We start from the raw sequence: 19827 nt of genomic DNA, 5'->3' as shown, positions 1-19827 counted from the left end.
TTGTCTTCGAGCATCTCCACTGGAATCCTTGAAACTAGTCCTCTTGAGTTGCCTCATGTGCACCGTCATCGCTCATGCACAGGTAGCAGAGGTCGAAATCGCGGAGCTGCGGTTTGATCGTCGATTTGAAAGTGGTGCCACCGGCGAGGCACCCACTTTTCCCGCTTGGATTACGGGGGTTAGTCAGCAAGGAGGCGCTTTTTATGATGAGCCAGCTTCATGGCAAGTGCCAGACACCGTTGCAGATGGCACAGGGCGATTAACCATTCATCTCGATCGCTCCAAGCTAAACGGCGACCTCGCCACCACGATTCTCTTCTCGGCCGTGCAGGCCACGGATGTCGCCGTGCAGTTGTTTGATGATCAGGGTCGTGTCGTGGTGGTCGATCTATTCGGCAATTTGGTGGAAGTGAGTGCGGCGTTTACCACCAACACCTTTGTCATTCCTTTAACCAAGTATCCGACGGCATCCAAGATTGTCATTCGTCACGTTCACGGAGCTGTGGCGATCTACGGCGCTGTTCTGTATCCTGTCATCGGTGAAGGGGTCATGGATGATGAAGAAATCAAGAAGCTCGCACGCAAGCTCGGTGACCCACTCAGCCCGGAGAATCCGATCGTGAAGAATCTGCAACACATCACCGCATTGCCAGCAAAGCCAAGTGTGACGACTGCGGCACCTGCGCAGGTATCCGTAGCCCCCCAGGCAGCAGCGCCCAAAAGCAAAGCCATGCCTGCCGCAGCGACCATGGATTGCGGCCCGGGAGTGGGCATGGGATGCATGTGCGGCGTGAGACGCTCCACTGCTGGTGGACCACCCATTCTTTTGGTGCCGCCGGAACTGCCAGCGATCAAGCCCTTCAAACGCCCTCTGGCTGTCCTGGTGGAGGATTCACACGGCGGCACGGATATTTACAACGAATATAACTTCGGCTCCGCTCAGCTAGCCCGTATTCTCAGAGCCCAAGGAGCTAAAGTGGACAGCACCCGTGATGTCCCAGGGTACGACGCGACAAAAGGGCTCACCCGCGAGTTACTCGATCCGTATTCCATTCTGATCTTCAACGGCCGCTTCAATGGCCGCAACTACCCCTTCAGTGATGCTGAAATCAGCGCGGTCAGTGATTGGGTCCGTGCGGGTGGCGGACTCTTAGTGACCAGCTCATCGCCCACCGCTAGCGATCACTTGGATGCCTACTTTTACAATCCGCTCATCAGACCTTTCGGCCTTCAGTTCGGCTGGGAAAAAATCGAAGGCCAATATAAACTCGGCACTGAGGACTCCAAGCATCCCATCATGAATGGGCTAACCGAGTTCGCCATTTACCACGGCATCTCTGTGATCCCAACATCAGAGGCTATCGACGTCGCTCATGTGGGCAACAAAAGCGTGATCATGGCTAACCAATATGGCAAAGGACGCGTCATTGCCTTCGGTGCCGGCAGTGCGGTTCAAAACCAAGCTCTCAATTCACGAATCATCAACAGTAGCTCCAGCCGCATCGTCAATGCGAACACGAATCTGCTCATGAATCTGACGCTCTGGCTGTCTGATGCCGAAGCGGCGCAGTAGTCGGCAGCTCAGCATCCGGCCAAGACGATCTGGGTCATGGATTTGACCTGCTTTTTATGAATGGGCAAAAAAGCTCCACGGCTTCGATGAAAGACCGGGTGCTCCAGACTGCTTTTCTTCATCCATGTCCTTCCGCTACCTCCTTTTGTGTATTCTGTGCTTTCCGTGGTCAGCCCTCGCCCTGCAGGAAACCTGGGAAACGGGCTACAGCGGCGAGGACGTGAGTGGGAAGCATGTGCTGGGGCATTGGTCGTTTGAGAAGACGGATGCGCTGAAGCTCCATGGCGCGGTTTTGAGTGCGAAGGGCCGCTTTGGCAGTGCTTTGGAGTCGTTTCCGGGGTTTCCAGTGGAGGATGTGCGGCATGCGGCGCTGGTGAGCGTTCTGCCTGTAAAAGGGGCGTTCACATTGGAGATGTGGATCAAGCCGAAGATGGCATTTAAACCAGAGCTGCGCTGTTTTTTGCTCGATAAGAAGTATGTCGATCAAACCGACTACCAGTGGCAGATCGGCGAGGCGGACAAAGGCGGACTGCGACGCATGTGGGTGACGCTGGGCTTCGGTGCGGAGTCGCGGACGATCTATTCGCTGCCTTTTGAGCTGAAAACGGACGCGTGGCAGCATGTGGCCTTCACTTATGATGGCGCGGGCGAAGGGCGATTTTATCGAAATGGAGCCTTTGCAGGTGGTTCACGGCTGCAGGGCGTCGGAGCCGTCGTTCCGGGCAAAAAGGAGCTCAGCATCGGTGACCGGCTGGGGAGCAATTACGGCGGTTTTCCCGGTTTGATCGACGAAGTGCGTGTTTGTGATGGAGTGCTGAGTTTCGAGCGTGTCGCACTGCAAATCGCTGCTTCGCGGAGTGTCTGGCGGCGCATGGAGACGGCCAAACCCATCGCCATTACCGTCACCAACCTCAAACGCGACGTTTTGAAGTCCGCCACGCTCAAAGCCAGCCTCGCTGGCAAGACAGAGGAATTCCTGCTGCCGGATCTGGCCGCAGGAAAGAGCTTCACCGCGAATTACTCGCTCAATACCGCGCTCAAAGCGACCACCTATGAGCTACGAGCACACTTTGCGAGTGGCGACTACTCGACAGAGCAGAGCACGGTGCTGAAAATCGTGCCACGCATGCCCATACGCATGCCAGTCATCATGTGGGGTGGCGGCGGGGATGAGATCGCACGGATGAAGGACATCGGTTTTACCCACTTCATCGGTCTCGGTGCCGATTATGGTGAAATCTGGCAGCAGAAGAAACTCGTGCCACCAGCGAAGCCAGAAGTGATCGCGAAGAACCGTGTCATGCTCGATACCGCGCTGGAAAACGACCTCGGAGTCATCGCCAGCCTCTCACCCGCTCACGCTTTGGAGAGTGATGTGAAAATTCTCCGTGTGGACAGGGCAGGGAAGCCCTACACGCGGCAGGACATCGCCGCTTCGATGCCCGAGTTTGCGCCCTTTTTCCAGACGGTGGGGCAGAGCGTGGCGCGGGCCTATGGTGATCATCCAGCCTTCACCACGGCACTGATCGACACGGAGGTGCGTGACTCCAATCAAGTCAGCTTCAATCCCACCGATGTGGAAGCCTACAAAAAATTCGCCAGCGCGGACATTCCTACTGAGGTGATGTCGAAGGGGGGCGTGGATTGGACAAAGCTGAAGGACTTCCCCGCAGACCGAGTCATAGCGGACGATCACCCAATATTAAAATATCTGCGTTGGTTCTGGACCGTGGGAGATGGCTGGAACGGTCTCCACACCGCACTGCACAAAGGCGTGAAGATGAATAGTCGTCTCTGGACATTCTTTGATCCTGCGGTGCGGCAGCCGAGCATCAGTGGTGCGGGTGGCGGCGTGGATGTACTGTCTCACTGGACCTACACCTATCCAGATCCGCAAAAGATCGGCATGTGCGCCGATCAGCTTTTCGCCATGAGTGCTGCGAGTGGCAAAAACCAGCGTGTGATGAAGATGACGCAGCTCATCTGGTATCGCTCACAGACGGCACCCATCAGCCAGAAGGCGGCGGGGGAGCTCGTCGCGTGGGAAGATCACGATCCAGAGGCTGCCTACATCACCATCGCGCCACTGCATCTCAAGGAAGCCCTTTGGACCAAGATCGCACGGCCTATCGAGGGCATCATGTATCACGGCTGGCAATCGTTGGTGCAGACGGATAGCCCTGGGGCTTATCGTTTCACGAATCCAAACACGGCACCGGTTCTGAAACAGCTCATCAAAGACGTGATCGAGCCACTAGGCCCGACGCTGATGTCGATTCCCGATGAGCGGAGCGAGGTGGCGTTTCTGGAGAGTTTCACCTCGCAGATGTTCGCCCGGCGCGGCGGCTATGGCTCGAACACAGGCTGGGAGGCAGATGTATGGCTGGCGCTCCAGCATGCGCATGTGCAGACGGACATTATCTTTGAGGAAACACTGCTCAAAAATGGCCTCAGTGGCCGCAAGGTGCTCGTCATGCCATTTTGTGATGTGCTGACGAAATCCGTCGTCGCCCGTATCGCAGACTGGCAGAAGAAAGGCGGGAAAATCGTAGCAGATGAGTTTCTGTGCCCGGCTTTGAAGGCCGATGTGCTGATCCAGAGCTTCAAACGCGAGAAGAAAGCCGCCGAGGACAAAGCGAAGGTGCTGGTGCTGGCAAAGTCGTTCAAGGCGCGGCCACAGAAAGTCTCCTGCGACAATCCAGAGATCATCACTCGCATGCGCCGCTTTGGGGACGCGACGTATGTCTTTGTGGTGAACGACAAGCGTGAATACGGCAGTTACGTCGGCCAGCATGGCCTCGTGATGGAGAATGGCTTGCCCGCGAGTGGCATGGTGAGCCTGAAAGCAGAATCGGCCAATGTGTATGAGCTCACCGGCACCCAGTTCATCGTGCCGAAGCGCGGCGATGACGGCAGCAGCATGGGCTGGAAGGTCGATTTGGGGCCTGGTGACGGGAAAATCTTCGTCGTGCTGCCAAAGCCACTTTTGGGCCTGAAGCTCGATTTACCGGAAAATGCCACCGCAGGCCAAAAAGCGGCCATGAAGCTGCAAATCACCTCCACGGGTGATGCGCCGCTGAGGGCGGTGATTCCCGTCAAAATCGCCATTCGCGACGCGAACGGCGTTTTGACCGAAGGAAGCGGGTATTATGCCGCAGTAAACGGTGTGGTGGACTTGTCGCTCGATCTGGCACCGAATGATGATTCCGGCACCTGGGAGGTCCGAGTGAAGGAACTCGCAAGCGGCATGGAGGCCGTGAAATGGATGCAGGTGAAGCGTGATTTATAGACTTTAGGCCTTGCCAAGGTGGCTTTTTTCTGCTGGAATGCAGCCCCTTATGAAAAAGTACATCTCTGAAATCATCGGCACCTTCTTCCTCGTCTATACCGTGTGTTGCACGGTCAGCACCAATCAGCCGCTGGCGGCCATCTCCATCGGTCTCGCACTGGCCGTCATGGTCTATGCAGGTGGGCATCTCTCTGGCGCACATTACAATCCCGCTGTGACCGTCGCGGTGCTCCTTCGTGGCAAAATCGGCCTCACCGATGCCATCATTTACATCTTCTGCCAGACCGTGGCCGGCGTCGTCGCTGCCATGGTCGCTAAAACCCTCGTCGGTGCCGGCACAGATCCCAAACCCTTCCCTATCGACAATTTGATGCTCGCTGAAGCGATCGGCACCTTCGCCCTGGCCTGGGTGGTGCTCAACGTCGCCACCACCAAAGCGAACAACAACAACAGCTTCTACGGCGCGGCCATCGGCCTTACCGTGACCAGCGGCGCAGTGGCAGTGGGTGGCGTCTCCGGCGCAGCCTTCAATCCTGCCGTCGCTACTGGCGCTGTGGCCATGGGCCTGCTCAATGGTGGCCAGCTCTGGGCCTACTGGGTCTTCTGCATCCTGGGTGGTGCAGTCGCCGCCATCGTCTTCAAGGCGATCAAAGCAGATGATTAATCCGTAGAGACTCTCCCAAAATCGAACTCCTTCGAGCCCGTCCGGTCTGCATGGCCTGACGGGCTTCTTATTGGCTTGGCTCTGGGATGCGGGCACAAAAAAAGCCGCAGACCACTTTGTGGGCTGCGGCTTTGGGTGCTCTGGGTCAGATTACAGAGATTTCTTGAGAGCGGTGGAGGTCACGAAGCGGACGCTCTTGGAGGCCTTGATCTTCATGGCAGCGCCAGTCTTTGGGTTGCGGCCAGTGCGGGCCTTGCGGGTCACAGGCTTGAAGGTGCCGAAGCCGATGAGCTGCACGGGGCCTTTCTTCACTGCTTTGGCGATGGAGGAGAGCACTGCTTCGAGAGCGTCGCCAGCGGCACGCTTGGAAGTTTCGCCGCCGAGGGCTTTCTGAACTTGTTCGATCAATTGCGCTTTATTCATGGGAGGTGTTGTTGGTGTTGTTGATTGCTTGACCCGTAAGGAAAAATCGGGCACGCGCTCTATGAGGCGAATCGCATGATTCCGTCAAACCCAAAAATACCGCAACCCTTGATCCCAGGCCGAAAAGATGAGCACCACGAAACTGAAAAACTTCTTGCTTCCTAGCTCAACACCCTCCGTGCATGAGAGTGTTTTCATCGCTCCGGGGGCGGTCGTGGTCGGCGCAGTGGACATCGCGGAGCACGCCAGTGTGTGGTACGGCTCCGTGTTGCGTGGCGACATCAACCGCATCGTCCTCGGGCCGCGTACGAATGTACAAGACGGCTCCGTGCTGCATGTGAGTGACGATTGTGCCTGCATCCTCGGTGCAGACGTGACGGTGGGGCACCGGGCCGTGGTGCATGCCTGTGAGGTGGGTGATGAGGTGCTCGTGGGCATGGGCGCGATCATTTTGGACGGTGCCGTCATCGGTCCGCGCTGCGTCATCGCCGCAGGTGCCGTGGTGACAAAGGGCAGCATCATCCCAGAGGGCTCACTCGTCGTCGGCACGCCTGGACGCATCGCCCGCACCCTCAGCCTGGAGGAGCAGCGTGCCAATGCGGCCCTCGCGGCGAAGTATGTCGAGGTTTCCCGCCGCTACCGCGAGCTGGGCATGCAGGCAGGGCATTGAGGAAAAACAACAGCCCCGTCTTGCCATCACGTCGCTCCGTTCTTTAATCTCACTCATGAATCAGGAAGTCATCGCCGTGCAGGTGCGTGCCGTCTTGCCACTGGAGGGCAGCTTTGCCGTCTTCCTCGGCAACTCGGACAAAACATTCGTCATCTACGTGGACGAGGGAGTCGGCGCAGCCATTTCCATGTTCATGCGCGGCGTGGCAAAGGAGCGCCCACTTACCCATGACCTCATCGCACACATTCTGCTGGCCTTCGGTGGCAAAGTGGAGCGCGTCATCATCAATCACGTCGAAGGCAGCGTCTTCCACGCCCGGCTCATCCTCTCCGCAGAGAACGAGCTCCACATCCGCAAAGTCGTGGAGATCGACGCACGCCCCAGTGATAGCATCGCCCTAGCGGTGCATCAAAATGCGCCCATCTACGTCGCGGCGGAGGTTTGGAGTGCTGTCGATGACGTGAGCGAAACTCTCGCCCGCATCGAGGCAGAGGGGCTCAAATCCACCGCCGAGGCCATCGTGCCCCCTGGCGTGGAGGAAATGGTCTCCGATGAGGACGGCGTGGAGGATGAAGACGTGGCCGATGAGGTGGAGGACGAAGAGCTCGCGGCCTTCTCCGACGAAATCATCGACGCTATCGCGGATCAATCTGGCATCTCTCCGAACAACGACACCTACGATGACGGCTACGGCCATCTCGATGATGACGACGAAGAGGGTGAAGAGTGGAAGAAGGGCTGATCTCCATCACTCCCGCAGCACTTCGAGCCCGCAGAGCAGCGTTTCCCCCTCCTGAGCCGTCAGAGCCACGGTGAGTGTGCCATCCGTGATTTCGACATCCGGGATGGTTTTGATCTGAGCGGTGAGTTCAGCCGGTTGGATGTTTTGCGCAGCCATTTTGCCCTGCACCGAGACATCGAAACGGCGCTTTTTTGAATCTGGCGCTGAAAAAGTCAGCTTCAGCGTGCAACGGCCATTTTTGAGGCCGCTCAGTGTCACTCGGCGTAGCCCATGCACACCGCTAGCGGCCACCCAGGGCCAGCCTTCGCCTTTTTTCATCCACAGAGAGTGCTGGTAGAAGTACTCAGGCTTCTCAGGCTCCGTCTTGAGTTCGATTTCGGGCGAGGGGCCACCCACACTCGGGTAATCGAGCCACAGCGTGCCATCCCGCGTCTTGCGGTCTCCTGGAGCACCGAAATTGATGCCGATGCGTTGGATTTTGCCATTCAGCGCGGCCTTCGGCACAGCGCCCCAGGTGGCCCATTGCTCGAAGTCCTCGGGCATTGAGTAAAGCGCGAGGCCCATCGGCAGCGGGTAGCTACAGGTGCATCCCTCATAAAAATAAGGCACATTCAAAATGCCTCCCGCAGGCACGATGCTGTTCGTGCAGCCGCTGCGTGGGCCACTGATGTGCACAGTGCCGCTTTCCACCTTCTTGTCATAAAACGCCGCCGTGCCGCTGCGGAAGGTGAAAATGCCGCCGTAGTCGAAGCCGCCGTCACAGCCATAGCTTTTCGGAAACACACGCGCTTCTTGTTCCAAGGTGAGCGGATTGATCCGCAGGCCCGCTTTGGGCTGCTCGGGCGACCAATCGTTCTTTTGCTCAGGCGGACGATACTGTGCCTGCTGGATGCTCTGCATGTCCACGGTGCCAAATTTCGCGCGGAGCTCCGGCTGCTCGTATTCATCGAACACGCGACCGGTGTAGATGTCGCTGAAAACAGGCGCGAGGAGCTTGTAATCGACCTTTCCTTTGCGGTTCGTGGCATCAAGCCAGTCCTTGTCCGCGGTAATCATCACGCCATCGACGATCTTCGGCTGCGGCGAGCGCTTGAAGTTGCTCAGCGCATCATCAAACCACAGCATGCCGAGCGGTGCCTGCACGCGCGTGTCTTCACTCGGCTTCCAGTCGGCGAGGTAGTTCGTGGAGCCGGTGAGTGCGCCGCGTGTGTAGAGGAGTTTGGCACCTGGGCCGACAACTTTGCCGCCATTTGGACGCAGCATCTCGGACCATGGTTCGTGTCCTTCGCCTTCGAGATCAAAAATGATGCTGGCAAAGTAGCAAGGCAGCTCGGTCATGACTCCCAACGACCACGACGCGTTCACCATAAAGTCCTGCTTTTCTCAACCGGAAACCTGCATCGTAGTCTTCGGCCAAAACGACGAGATGATATTGGCTATTGAGCAGGATGGCTTCGATCAATCCGGGCTTGTTTGGACCAATCATGAGAGCGTAACCACGATTAGTGCCTGCCGCAGCGATGGCAGCTTTTGCGAGGTCTTCGTCTGCTTTTTGAAGGATAATTTCCCGCTTCCAGCGCTTCGTTTCGCCGCTACCGGGGCCGTAGGCGCTCAAGACGCCGTCGGTGGTGACGACGAAGCATTTGTCATCGGCGAGGATGACGCTGTGGGCATTGGTGAAGGTGTCAAAGGGGACTTCTTTGTCGGCGGCGTTGAGGGTGCGCTGGATGCCTTTCTGGCCTTCGGCTCGCGGTTTGTCCTCGTGGCGTTTCGCGCTGATGGCTTCGTCAAAGAGAAGGCCGCGGCGGCGGAGCTTCGCGGCTTCTTTTTCAGCGGGCGTCGAAGCGAACCAGCCACCTGTCAGCCGACCAGCGGACGGTAGCTCGAATTCTTTGATCGCACCCGTCTTCAAATCCAACCGCGCCGGATACGCCGTGCTGCATGGCACGATGAGATCCTCGCCGTCGATCAGCAAATAGCCCTGCGGCGCGAGGCCACCCATGGCCTCGGTGGCGTGTGGATGCGTGCCGTAGAGGTAGGAGCAGCGGTCGTTTCGCCAGATCTCGGTGCCGGTGGCGGCATCGCAGCAAAATACGAACGTGCCTTCGAGAGGCCAAACACCGGCGGCGAAGTAAACGCGGCCCTCTTTGGCCACCGGTCCGCCGCGCACGGGCCACACGGAGATGAGGCGCTGATTGCCGAGAAGCAGTCGATTCGAGGGAACGGCCCGTTTTTGCCAGACAGTGCTGCCATCGGCGAGTTTCACGCAGCGCACGATGCCGTCGTCAGAGCCGAAGATGGCCGTTTCGCCGACGATGACAGGCGCGAAACGCACGGGCCCATCGGCGAGTGCTCGCCAGAGCTCTTCGCCGCTATCCGTATCGAAGGCGATGATGCAATCCTCGCGTGAACTGCCGACGAGGAGGCGCTTTCCGGCCACGACGGGCTCGTAGCTGCGATCGAACTGCAAGCGCTGTTCTTTGAAGGCCGGGCGCAGTGGTGGCAGCTCGCGTGACCAGAGCAGATGGGGCTCTGCGGGCATTTTTTGCGTCGTTGCGGCCGTGCGGCCGGGGTCGTGCCTCCACATGGGCCAGTCGGCGGCGTGAAGAGTGACGGCGAAAAAAACGAAGGTGGCAGAGCGGAGCATGACAGGCTTACTCTACGGCATGATCGCTTTAAAACTCACCCCACTGCTCGCGATTTCCTTTTCGTCCGAAGAGGAAGCACGGCGCATGATCGGGCTTTTTGTCGTCGCAGGCATGATCGCGCTCATTTTGAAGGGATTCTTCATCGCACGATGGTTCGCCAATCGACGCAAGAAGCGCCAAGAAGCGGCAGCGGCGAAACGTGCGAATCGTGACGCTGCCTAGCCTGCATTTCTCACACTCCGGGTAAAAAAACACCTCAGTCTGTTTTCGTGTCCGCCTTGTCGGAGTGCTCAGTGCTTAGTGCTCAGTTGATTTCCTCCTGGTGATTGCCACTGAGCACTGAGAACTGAGAACTTCGTTCCTGAAATTGTGTGAGAAATCCAGGCAAGCGTGTGCCCGTTCATCACCTCACTGCATCATGGCCTGGGCTTTCTCTGGAGTCGCGACTTCCTCGCGGAAGGCGGCTAAAGCTGGGCGCTGGAGCTCTGGGTCCTCCTCCAGCACGCGGTCGGCCAGTTGGCGTGCGAGGCGGACGAGCCGTGTATCCGCCAGCAGCTCTCCGAAGCGCAGCGGAGCGTCTCCACTCTGCGCATGACCGAGGATGTCGCCGGGGCCACGGCGTTTCAGATCTTCCTCCGCGATGAGGAAGCCATCCCGCGTCTCCTCCATGATGGCGAGGCGTTGCTTGTTCTCCTCATCCTTGTCATCGACAAATAAAACGCAGTAGCTGGTGTGGGCTCCGCGTCCGATGCGGCCACGCAACTGATGAAGCTGCGCTAAACCAAAACGGCCCGCGTCATGGATGAACATGACGGTGGCATTGGGCACGTCGATGCCTACCTCGATGACGGTGGTGCTCACCAGGGCATCAAAGCGGCCAGCGCGGAAGCGCTTCATCACGTCCTCCTTTTCCTCGGGGCTCAGTTTGCCGTGCAGGAGGCCAACTTCGAGCGGGGCGAGCTGCTTGGACCACTCGGCGTGGCCTTTGACCGCGGCTCCGGCATCCACTTTGGCGGATTCCTCGATGAGTGGATAAACGATGAAGCCCTGGCGGCCTTCCTCGATCTGATCGCGCAGGAATTTCGCGGCCTCAGCCTGCTTCGACTTCGCTCGCACCTTGGTGATGATTTTCACGCCATCGCGTGGCCGCTGGTCGATGGTGGAGACATCGAGATCACCATAAACGGTGAGCGTGAGCGTGCGCGGGATGGGCGTGGCTGTCATGACGAGCACATCGGGTGTGTTGGACTTACGGATGAGCTTTGCTCGCTGTGCGACGCCGAATTTATGCTGCTCGTCGATCACGATGAGGCCGGCATTGGAGAGCAGCTCGTCATCAAAGAGCAGCGCATGCGTGCCAATGACGATGTGTGGGCGATGCGTGTCGTCTTTTTTGTTCCCCGTCCGCAGGGCGATGGTGAGTCCCAGTGGCTCCAGCCACTTGCGGGCGTTTTGGGCGTGTTGCTCGGCCAAAATCTGCGTCGGGGCCATCAGCACGCCTTGAGCACCGCTCTCGACAGCGCGGAGCATGGCGGCAAAGGCGACGACGGTCTTGCCGCTGCCGACATCGCCGTGGAGCAGGCGGTTCATGGGGATGCGGCTGGCCATGTCACGATGGATTTCGTCCAAACAGCGACTTTGGGCCTCGGTGAGCTGGAAGGGCAGTTCGGCCAAAAAATCTCGCAAAAGCTCGCCGGAGCCATTTTGCGGCCTTCCGCCTGCGTGGATCATTTTTCGGCGTCTTTGAGCGACGCGGAGCTGGTAGCCGAAAAACTCCTCCAGGGCCAAATAGCGCCTCGCAGTGGCCAGCGTGGCCTCATCGCTGGCGAAATGCACCTCTCGCAGGGCCTTGGCGCGGCTCATGCCGGCGAACTCGCTCTGCGCGGAGGGTGTGGGCAGTAGGTCGCTGATGAAATCGGGCGGCAGATGCTCAAAGACATGCCATGCAGCCACGCGCAGCGCCTTCTGCGTCATGCCTCCGCGTAGCCTGTACACGGGTGTGATGCGCCCGGTGTGGATTTTGGCCGCTTCATCATCGCCAGCGCCTTTGATGACCTCGTACTCCGGGTGCACCATCGAGAGGCGGCCTTTGAATTCCTTGATCACGCCGAAGACGATCAGCTCCATGCCCTCGGCGAGTGATTTGGACAGCCAGGGCATGCTCCACCACTTCAGCGTGAGCTGCTGCCCGAGTCCGCCACCGGCCTGCTCCACCGTGGCCTCGAAAGTCCCTTTTCCACGGCCAAAGAATTTATTCGCACACTTGGTGATGATGACGTGATGGCAGGCTGGCAGCTCAGAGGCCTGAAAAGCCAGCGCATCCATCCGCCGCCGGTCCTCATGCCGGAAGGGCAAATGCCAGACCACATCCGCCATCGTGCTGATGCCCTCTTTCGCCAAAGCACGCGGCACATGCGTAGGCATGCCGGGGACGGCGAGGAGGGCGAGCTGGAGGTCTGGGAACACGCGGCCCATGCTGGCGAGTGCATCACCAAACCGCGAGCGGATTCTCCCGTTTCGTGAGCGGTAGTGTGACGCGTTTGCCGCCTTGGATGTGGGATTCAAAGACGGCGCTGATCATCTCGATGAGCTGGCGACCGTGGGCGGCATCGCAGAGTGGTGCGCGGTCCTGCTCGATAGCGGCGAGCAGATCGAGGCCGGGGATTTCATGGCTGGCGACTCGGCGTCCGATTTCTTTGTCCGGGAGGATCGGCTGGCGGGCTTCTTTGCCCGCCTGAATCCACGCGAAGGGCTCCTGGTCCATGCGGAAGTCGATCACGCCCTGATTGCCAAAGATACGCAGGCCAAAGGATGCCGGATCGTCGTAGGCAGGCTTTTTCTGGCGTGCATCATGGATGCTATCGAAGAAGAGCGGGACGCCACTCTGCATCTCGAAGCGGGCATGCACCTCATCACCCGTGAGTGGGCCGATGCCCTCGTCGCCGTCTTTGACACCCGCTTTGGTGGCGGGTTTGCCCTTTTGATAAACACCTGCCGTGCAGGCCAGCGCGGCACCACCTAGGGCGAGTGCGGTGCCCATGACATGGGAGCCCAGCACCCACATATCTAGCCCGCCGCCGCGTGCGTCTTCTTTGCCCCGGCCACGCATTTCGATCACTTGGCCGATGGCACCGCTGGCGATGAGCTTTGCCGCCTCGGCCAGGGCAGGGTGGTAGCGGTTGCGGTGAGCGATGGCGATCTTGGTGCCGGTTTTGGCAGCGGCAGCGATGACCTCATCCGCCTCGGCACAGGAGCGCACAAAGGGCTTTTCGATGTAGATGCCCCTGGCACCGTGCTCGATGGCGGCCAGCAGCATGTCGCGGTGCTGGTCGATCTGGCGCGGGCCGATAGCCACGATGTCTGGCTTCTCAGTGGCCAGCATGGCCCGGTAGTCGGCGTAGGGCTTGCCGGTGCCGATTTTTTTCATCTCCGCATCGAGTCCCTGCGCATCTGCATCCGCGATGGCGGCTATTTCCGTAGCGGGGATGGCCTTCCACATCGTATCCAGGCCGTGGCCGTAGTTCCCACGGCCCGTGTGACCGATGATGGCCACGCGGTATTTTTTATCTGCGGCGAAAGAGGACAGAGGGAGAGCGGCGAGGGCGGTGAGGAGATGGCGGCGGTGCATGGCGTCCGTCTGAACGCCACATGCGGACTCAAACCTGCATCGTCTGCGCATTCGACAGCGCATAAAGGCGGTGCAACATAGGCTCTCTACGAATCTACCCCGCATGGCCGCACCCACTGCCCACGCTGCTGAAAACGAGCATGACCTACGACTGCGCATCCATGAGCAGGAGGCCATGCTGCATCGTCTGCGCATGCGCCTGCCATATCCGCCCGCAGGCGGGGTGGATGAGCTCGCGCGGAGTGAGGAGCGCTTCGCCCTGGCTGTGCGTGGCACCAATGACGGCATCTGGGACTGGGACATACGGACCAATGAAGTCTTCTTCTCCCCGCGCTGGAAGAACATGATCGGCTACGAGGACGAAGAGCTGGCCAATACCTTCGCCGCCTTTGAGCAGCTCATCCATCCAGAGGACCACGAGCGGGTGCTGCGTGAGCTACAGGCCTACCTAGCCGGCCAGATCGAGCGCTATGCCGTGGAGTTCCGCTTTCGACATAAAGATGGCTCCTGGCGCTGGATTCTCGCCCGTGGCCGTGCCCTGCGTGATCCTGATGGCAAGCCCTACCGCATGGCGGGCTCGCACACCGACATCACAGAGCAAAAAAACACCGAAGAGCAGCTACGCCACGCCCGCCTCGCTGCTGAGGCTGCCAATCGTGCCAAAAGTGCCTTCCTCGCGAACATGAGCCATGAAATCCGTACGCCGATGAATGGCATCATCGGTATGGCGGAGCTGCTGCTGAAGACGGATCTCGACCCCAAGCAGCATGAGTACCTCCTGATGCTGAAAAGCTCTGCGGAGAGTCTGCTCTCGCTGCTCAATGACGTGCTCGATTTCTCCAAGATCGAAGCTGGCAAAATGGAGCTCGATGAGCAGGACTTTGATCTGCGGCACACCATTGCAGACACGCTGCTCGCTCTGAGTGTGCGTGCGATGCAGAAGAATCTCACGCTCACACACACCGTGGCAGAGGACGTGCCCGCCATGCTCCTGGGGGATGATGGCCGCCTGCGGCAGATTTTCATCAATCTCGTGGGCAATGCCATCAAGTTCACCGATCGCGGCGGTATCTCCATGAGCGTCCGCATCGAAAGCCGTGCGATGGACCGCGTGACACTGCATTTTGAGATTCGCGACACGGGCATCGGCATCCCGCCGGAGTCCCAGCCACGCATTTTCGATGCCTTTACGCAGGCAGAGAGCACGACGAACCGTCGCTACGGTGGCACCGGGCTCGGGCTAGCCATCTGCCGCGACCTCGTGGAGCTCATGCATGGCCACATCTGGGTGGAGAGCGAGCCTGGCCAAGGCAGCACCTTCCACTTCATCGCGAATTTTGGCAATGCACGCGGCACAGAGACAGCGCCAGCCATCACCGCTGGTGCCGCAGGCATGCTCCCACTGGCGGAGAAGCCCATGCACATCCTCGTCGTCGAAGACGGGCGTGTGAACCAGCTCGTCGCAGCGAAATTGCTCGAAGACCGTGGGCACAAAGTCGATGTCGCCTCGAACGGACTCGAAGCCGTCGATGCCGTGCGGCAGCACAGCTTTGACGTCATCCTCATGGACGTGCAGATGCCAGAGATGAATGGCTTTCAGGCCACTGCCGCCATCCGCCAGATCGAGGAAAAGCACGGCGGCCATGTGCCCATCATCGCCATGACTGCCAATGCGCTCAAAGGCGACCGCGAGCAGTGCATCGCCGCAGGCATGGACGACTACGTGGCCAAGCCCATCCACAGTGCCGATCTCCTGCATGCCGTAGAGCGTTTCATGCATGGCCGAGCGGCTGCCCCACCGCGCCAAGAGCTCTCCGAGGCAGTTTTGAGTGAAAAACCACGCCGCCGCACTGCAAGCGCCTTCAAGGCAGAGGCCTTCATCAAGGCCGCTGGCGGCCCAGAAATGGCGCGGGAGCTCATCGCCATTTACGCAGAAGATTCGGCCCAATTCCTCCAAAGCGCCTCTCAGGCCCTCACGGCTGGAAACGCCGTCGCACTCTATGAGGCCGCACACTCGCTCAAAGGCATGCTCGGCGTCTATACGGCCACGCGTGCCTCTGAAACAGCCTCACACCTTTGTCACCTCGCTCAGGACGGCGATCTCTTCGGTGCCCGTGCTCTTTTAGAGAAGCTCAAAAAAGAATGCACCAAGCTCGGCACCGCCCTGGAAAGCCTCAAGGAGCGTGTAGGCTGAAAAATCAACCTTAGGCATTGACAAGCGTGCCGCCATGGGCTGAAAATTCAGCCCATGAAAAAAACGCCCCCACTCAGTCGCCGTGAACGTGAGGTCATGGACATCATCTTTGCTCGCGGTGAGGCCACGCTTTCGACGATCTCAGAGGACATGGAGTCCCCGCCCACGCGGCCTGCGCTGCGCTCCATCCTCACCATCCTGGAGAGCAAGGGCCATCTCCGTCACCGGCAGGAGGGGCGAGAGTTCATTTATCTCCCAGTGCATTCGCGGGAGGAGGTGGGCCAAAGCACGCTCAGTCGGGTCATCGGCACCTTTTTTGGCGGATCGCTGAAGCAAGCCATGGCCGCCTATCTCAGCCACCCGCAGACTCAGCTCACTGAGGCGGATGTCACCGAGCTGCGCCGCTTTCTCGATCAGGCCAAACGCAAAAAATCCTAACCCACGCGACTCACCATGCACCTCAGCCGACTCCTTCACTCCACACCGAGTTGGCTACTCGATGTGGCGATTCAAAGCACCGTGCTCCTCGTCATCGCGGGCGCTGTGACCACGCTCGCGCCACGACTGTCTGCGGCGCGGAGACACTTCATCCAGGCGGCCTCGTTGCTCCTCATCCCCATCATCATGCTATGCAGCTCCCTCGCTCCGAGCTGGCGCATCCCGCAGAGCATGTGGACGGCTGCTCCTACCCACACCGAGCAGCATGCGGATCCCTTCGCCGCTACTACGGCACTGCCAGCAGTAGCTACGAATATCTCCATGATGGTGAGCCCGGCTGATGCCGCCCCTTCATCCATCTGGGCATGGATTTGGCTCGCCGGCATCGGTGGCGGATGCATCGCCATCGGCTTCGCGGCACGGTCACTGCGGCGATTGAGCGCATCCTCACATCCAGTCGCTTCGCCGGAGGTGCAGCGGGCCTTTCAGGAGGAAACGGCATCCTTACACCTCCAGCATCGTAACATCTGCCTACGCATGAGCCACGACTGCCCAGTGCCGATGACCTGGGGCCTGCGGCACCCAGTCGTGCTCCTGCCACCACAGGCTGCGGAGTGGCCGCAGGATCGGCTACGGCTTGTTCTACGGCATGAGTTGGCACACATCGCACGTGGGGATCACCTCATCTCACTGCTCACCACAGTCTCCGCATTTCTGCTATGGTTTCATCCACTCACCTGGCTCATGCTGCGGGCTAGTCAGCTCACCCGTGAGCAGGCCTGCGACGATCTCGCTTTCGCCCAGAGCGATCAGAGTGCGGCTGACTTCGCGCAGGAGCTTTTAGCCGCCGTCGCATCGCTGGGCACACCTTCGGGTCGCCGTTGGCTGCCACTGGCACTCGCCATGTCCATCTCCGCAGGTGCCAAAGCCATGCGCTTCCGTCTGGCGAATATCATTCAGCCAGATCGCACACGCCAGAGCTACTCCGCCGCGCAAAAAGCAGCGCTGCTGCTGCCGCTACTGATCGGTAGCTTCGCACTGGCCGGGCTAACGGCCTGTCGCAAAGCCGCCACCCCACCCGCAGCAGCCAAAGACGCCCAAATCCTAGTCACTAGCCGTTTCATCAGCGTGCCCGTGGACTCCCCCGTACTCGCTGAAGCGGGACTCGTGCTCAATGATGGCTCCGATCTGCAAAACCTCGGTATTTTGAACGAGGAGCAGATCAACAGCCTGCTCAATAAGCTCGCTCAACAAAAAGGCGTCCATCTCCTGAGTGCCCCGAGCGTCACCACACGCAGTGGCCAAAAGGCGACCATGGAAATCACGCGTGAATTCATCTATCCCACCGAATTCGAGCCTGCAAAACAGCTCGCCAAAGACCAGCCCGTCATCCCCACGACCCCCACAGCCTTTGAAATGCGTCCCGTCGGCATCCGCATGGATGTCACGCCGGAAGTGGGAAGCAATGACTCGATCGAATTGGTCATCAGTCCTGAAATCACCAGCTTCGAGGGCTTCATCGACTACGGCTCACCCGTTCGGAAAGCTGGCGACACCACCGGCACTCCGCTCACACAGAATGAAGTGAAGCAAGCCGTCTTTCACAGCCTGAAGACGACGACGAGCGTGGTGCTCCAAGGTGGTCAAAGCGTTGTCTTCGGTGGTCTAGGCAGACCACATGACTCTCAGCTCACTGGCAAGCCCGATTTCAATGCCGCAGCGCCCCATCTCACCACGGATCGCCTGCCAGAGACCCAAGAGCTCATCTTTTTCGTCATTCAAGCCAAGAGGATCGAGGTCACGGGAGCCCCTATGCAGCCTGCCAAGCCGAAAACAGCCTCCCACAGCCCCGAAGAGCCTACTGTGACCATTTTCGGCCAAGTCAGACGCCAGGGCAAATACACGCTCAAACCCGGCATGACGGCCCAAGACCTCATTTCCCAAGCAAATGGCCTATCAGAGCACGCAAACGCTACCAAAGCAGAACTCGAGCGCGGCCCGCAAAACGCTCGCACCAAGCAAAGTCTCGATCTCACTCGCGAAGGCACCAAACCACTCGAAAACGGCGACATCCTCATCGTGCCCGAGCGGTGAAAATGCTCGTTCCTGGAGAAAGGGCAGAACTCACCGCGTTTGTGACCGTGATGAACCGCCGCCACTTTCTCCACGCCACCACCGGAGCCGCCCTCACCTCCTGCTCGACCTTCAGCGCACCAGACTCGCTCATCATCGACACGCATCAGCACCTTTGGGATCGCCGGGTCATCAGCCCGCCATGGCTCCAGGATGCCCCAGAAGTGCTGCGGCACGATTTTGTGACCGCGGATTACCTCCAAGCCAACGCCGGTCTGAACGTGAAGGCCATCTACATGGAGGTCGATGTGGCACCGAAGGATCATATCCAGGAGGCGGACGACATCGTGGCCCAATGCCGCGCTGGAAACACACCCACCATCGCCGCCACCATCGGCGGCAGACCCGCTGCGGATGATTTTGAGGCGTATGTAAAGCGCTACGCAGGCAATGGCATCGTAAAAGGCCTGCGCCAGGTGCTTCACGGCGGATCCACGCCTGCGGGATACTGCTTGAGCCGTGATTTTATCCGTGGCGTTCGCACACTCGGCAAACACGGCCTCAACTTCGAGCTCACCATGCGCCCCACCGAGCTGAAGGACGGTGCCAAACTCATCCGCGAATGCCCGGATACGCGTTTCGTGCTCGACCACTGCGGCAACGGTGATCCGAAGGCCTTCAACCACAAACTCGCCCCCGGTTTGAAGCGAAGCTGCACCACCAATGAATGGAAGCGCGGCATTGATGCCGTCGCCGCCGCCCGCGCCGATGTGATGTGCAAGATCAGCGGCATCGTCGCCTTCGTCCCACCGGGCCAATGGCATGCCGAGGACCTTGCCCCCGTCGTGAACCACTGCCTCGACACCTTTGGCCCCGACCGCGTCTTCTTCGGCGGCGACTGGCCTGTCTGCCTCCTCGGCAGTCCCGTCCGCAGCTGGGTGGATGCGCTGAAGCAGATCATCTCCTCACGCCCCACCAGTGAGCAGCGGAAGCTGTGGAGCGGGAATGCAGTGCGGTTTTATGGGCTGAAGGTTTGAAGACCTCCCGGAGGGAGGAAAGAAATTAGCCGGTGGTGCTACGAAGTCGCGAAGCGAAACCACCGGATCATCGCGAAACATCTTCAGTTCACGAAACGCGTCCTGAAAGGACGCAAGAAGTTCGCTTTGCGAATGAAGCATCCAAAACGCCGAACAGCGCTTCTCGCGTCCTTCCAGGACGCTGTTCAGCAGGGTGTGGCTATTAGGGTGATCCGGGGGTTCTCAGCCGCTTCGCGGCTTTCACCCCGGCTAATCTCTTGGCTCCTCCGGGAGCTGGACTCTCTTGAGATATTCTGCTACTTCACCGAAGATATCGATGAAAGTTATCTACCCATCCAACAAAACGGTCTCTATCTGGATTGGAACCTTCTCGTCTGAGTCAGACTTTGACTTAACGGTGGAGACCGCTGTCGTGCCAGTTCTTGGCCTGCCCGTTGCCATAGAGTCA

15 protein-coding genes are annotated in these 19827 nt (G+C 59.3%); 10 read left to right on the top strand and 5 right to left on the bottom strand.

Annotated features, from left to right (window positions below; genetic code table 11):
- Positions 1-55: 55 nt before the first annotated feature.
- From IPK32_16075 to IPK32_16065, 3 genes are all read left to right on the top strand, one after another.
- Positions 56-1573 (top strand): ThuA domain-containing protein, encoded by a 1518-nt coding sequence (locus IPK32_16075; protein ID MBK8093448.1) that lies wholly within the window; start codon positions 56-58, stop codon positions 1571-1573.
- A 124-nt stretch (positions 1574-1697) separates the two neighbouring features.
- Positions 1698-4862: a LamG domain-containing protein gene (locus tag IPK32_16070; GenBank protein MBK8093447.1), complete on the top strand. Its 3165-nt coding sequence runs from the start codon at positions 1698-1700 to the stop codon at positions 4860-4862.
- A 49-nt stretch (positions 4863-4911) separates the two neighbouring features.
- On the top strand, positions 4912-5526 hold the full coding sequence (locus IPK32_16065; protein ID MBK8093446.1) for an aquaporin: 615 nt from the start codon (positions 4912-4914) through the stop codon (positions 5524-5526).
- A 150-nt stretch (positions 5527-5676) separates the two neighbouring features.
- Here the strand turns inward: IPK32_16065 and IPK32_16060 are convergent, their stop codons facing one another.
- Complete coding sequence (locus IPK32_16060) at positions 5677-5949, bottom strand: HU family DNA-binding protein (GenBank protein ID MBK8093445.1); 273 nt, start codon at positions 5947-5949, stop codon at positions 5677-5679.
- Between the two features lie 127 nt (positions 5950-6076).
- Here IPK32_16060 and IPK32_16055 point away from each other — a divergent pair, with 127 nt between their 5' ends.
- Both IPK32_16055 and IPK32_16050 read left to right on the top strand, forming a co-directional pair.
- Positions 6077-6619: a gamma carbonic anhydrase family protein gene (locus tag IPK32_16055; GenBank protein ID MBK8093444.1), complete on the top strand. Its 543-nt coding sequence runs from the start codon at positions 6077-6079 to the stop codon at positions 6617-6619.
- A gap of 55 nt (positions 6620-6674) precedes the next feature.
- Entirely contained in the window at positions 6675-7361 is a 687-nt protein-coding gene (locus IPK32_16050) for a bifunctional nuclease family protein (GenBank protein ID MBK8093443.1), read from the top strand.
- A gap of 6 nt (positions 7362-7367) precedes the next feature.
- Here the strand turns inward: IPK32_16050 and IPK32_16045 are convergent, their stop codons facing one another.
- Together IPK32_16045 and IPK32_16040 are read right to left on the bottom strand one after the other, a co-directional pair.
- Entirely contained in the window at positions 7368-8699 is a 1332-nt protein-coding gene (locus tag IPK32_16045) for a hypothetical protein (protein MBK8093442.1), read from the bottom strand.
- A complete protein-coding gene (locus IPK32_16040) occupies positions 8659-10008 on the bottom strand; it encodes a PQQ-like beta-propeller repeat protein (GenBank protein ID MBK8093441.1) in 1350 nt (449 codons plus the stop codon). Before IPK32_16040 ends, IPK32_16045 begins: the two co-directional genes overlap by 41 nt.
- On the opposite strand from IPK32_16040, the gene IPK32_16035 reads away from it, so the two are divergent.
- Positions 10007-10231 carry a hypothetical protein gene (locus IPK32_16035; GenBank protein ID MBK8093440.1) on the top strand — a complete coding sequence of 75 codons (225 nt, stop codon included), beginning with the start codon at positions 10007-10009 and terminating at the stop codon, positions 10229-10231. The genes IPK32_16040 and IPK32_16035 overlap by 2 nt on opposite strands.
- Before the next feature lie 186 nt (positions 10232-10417).
- Here the strand turns inward: IPK32_16035 and recG are convergent, their stop codons facing one another.
- Positions 10418-12484, bottom strand: a complete 2067-nt coding sequence (gene recG / locus IPK32_16030) for an ATP-dependent DNA helicase RecG (protein ID MBK8093439.1) — start codon at positions 12482-12484, stop codon at positions 10418-10420.
- A 13-nt stretch (positions 12485-12497) separates the two neighbouring features.
- Entirely contained in the window at positions 12498-13637 is a 1140-nt protein-coding gene (locus IPK32_16025) for a Gfo/Idh/MocA family oxidoreductase (GenBank protein MBK8093438.1), read from the bottom strand.
- A 103-nt stretch (positions 13638-13740) separates the two neighbouring features.
- On the opposite strand from IPK32_16025, the gene IPK32_16020 reads away from it, so the two are divergent.
- The 4 genes from IPK32_16020 to IPK32_16005 are packed head-to-tail and all read left to right on the top strand — an operon-like array spanning position 13741 to position 19379.
- A complete protein-coding gene (locus IPK32_16020) occupies positions 13741-15831 on the top strand; it encodes a response regulator (protein MBK8093437.1) in 2091 nt (696 codons plus the stop codon).
- 54 nt (positions 15832-15885) lie between these two features.
- Complete coding sequence (locus tag IPK32_16015; GenBank protein MBK8093436.1) at positions 15886-16269, top strand: BlaI/MecI/CopY family transcriptional regulator; 384 nt, start codon at positions 15886-15888, stop codon at positions 16267-16269.
- 15 nt (positions 16270-16284) lie between these two features.
- Positions 16285-18363 carry an SLBB domain-containing protein gene (locus IPK32_16010; protein ID MBK8093435.1) on the top strand — a complete coding sequence of 693 codons (2079 nt, stop codon included), beginning with the start codon at positions 16285-16287 and terminating at the stop codon, positions 18361-18363.
- Positions 18364-18413: 50 nt separating this feature from the next.
- Positions 18414-19379, top strand: a complete 966-nt coding sequence (locus IPK32_16005; GenBank protein MBK8093434.1) for an amidohydrolase family protein — start codon at positions 18414-18416, stop codon at positions 19377-19379.
- Positions 19380-19827: the final 448 nt, after the last annotated feature.

The sequence above is a fragment of the Verrucomicrobiaceae bacterium genome, from assembly GCA_016713035.1.
Lineage (GTDB): Bacteria > Verrucomicrobiota > Verrucomicrobiia > Verrucomicrobiales > Verrucomicrobiaceae > Prosthecobacter.
Note: the sequence above shows the minus strand (reverse complement) of the source record. Positions and strands in the feature narration are given on the sequence as shown.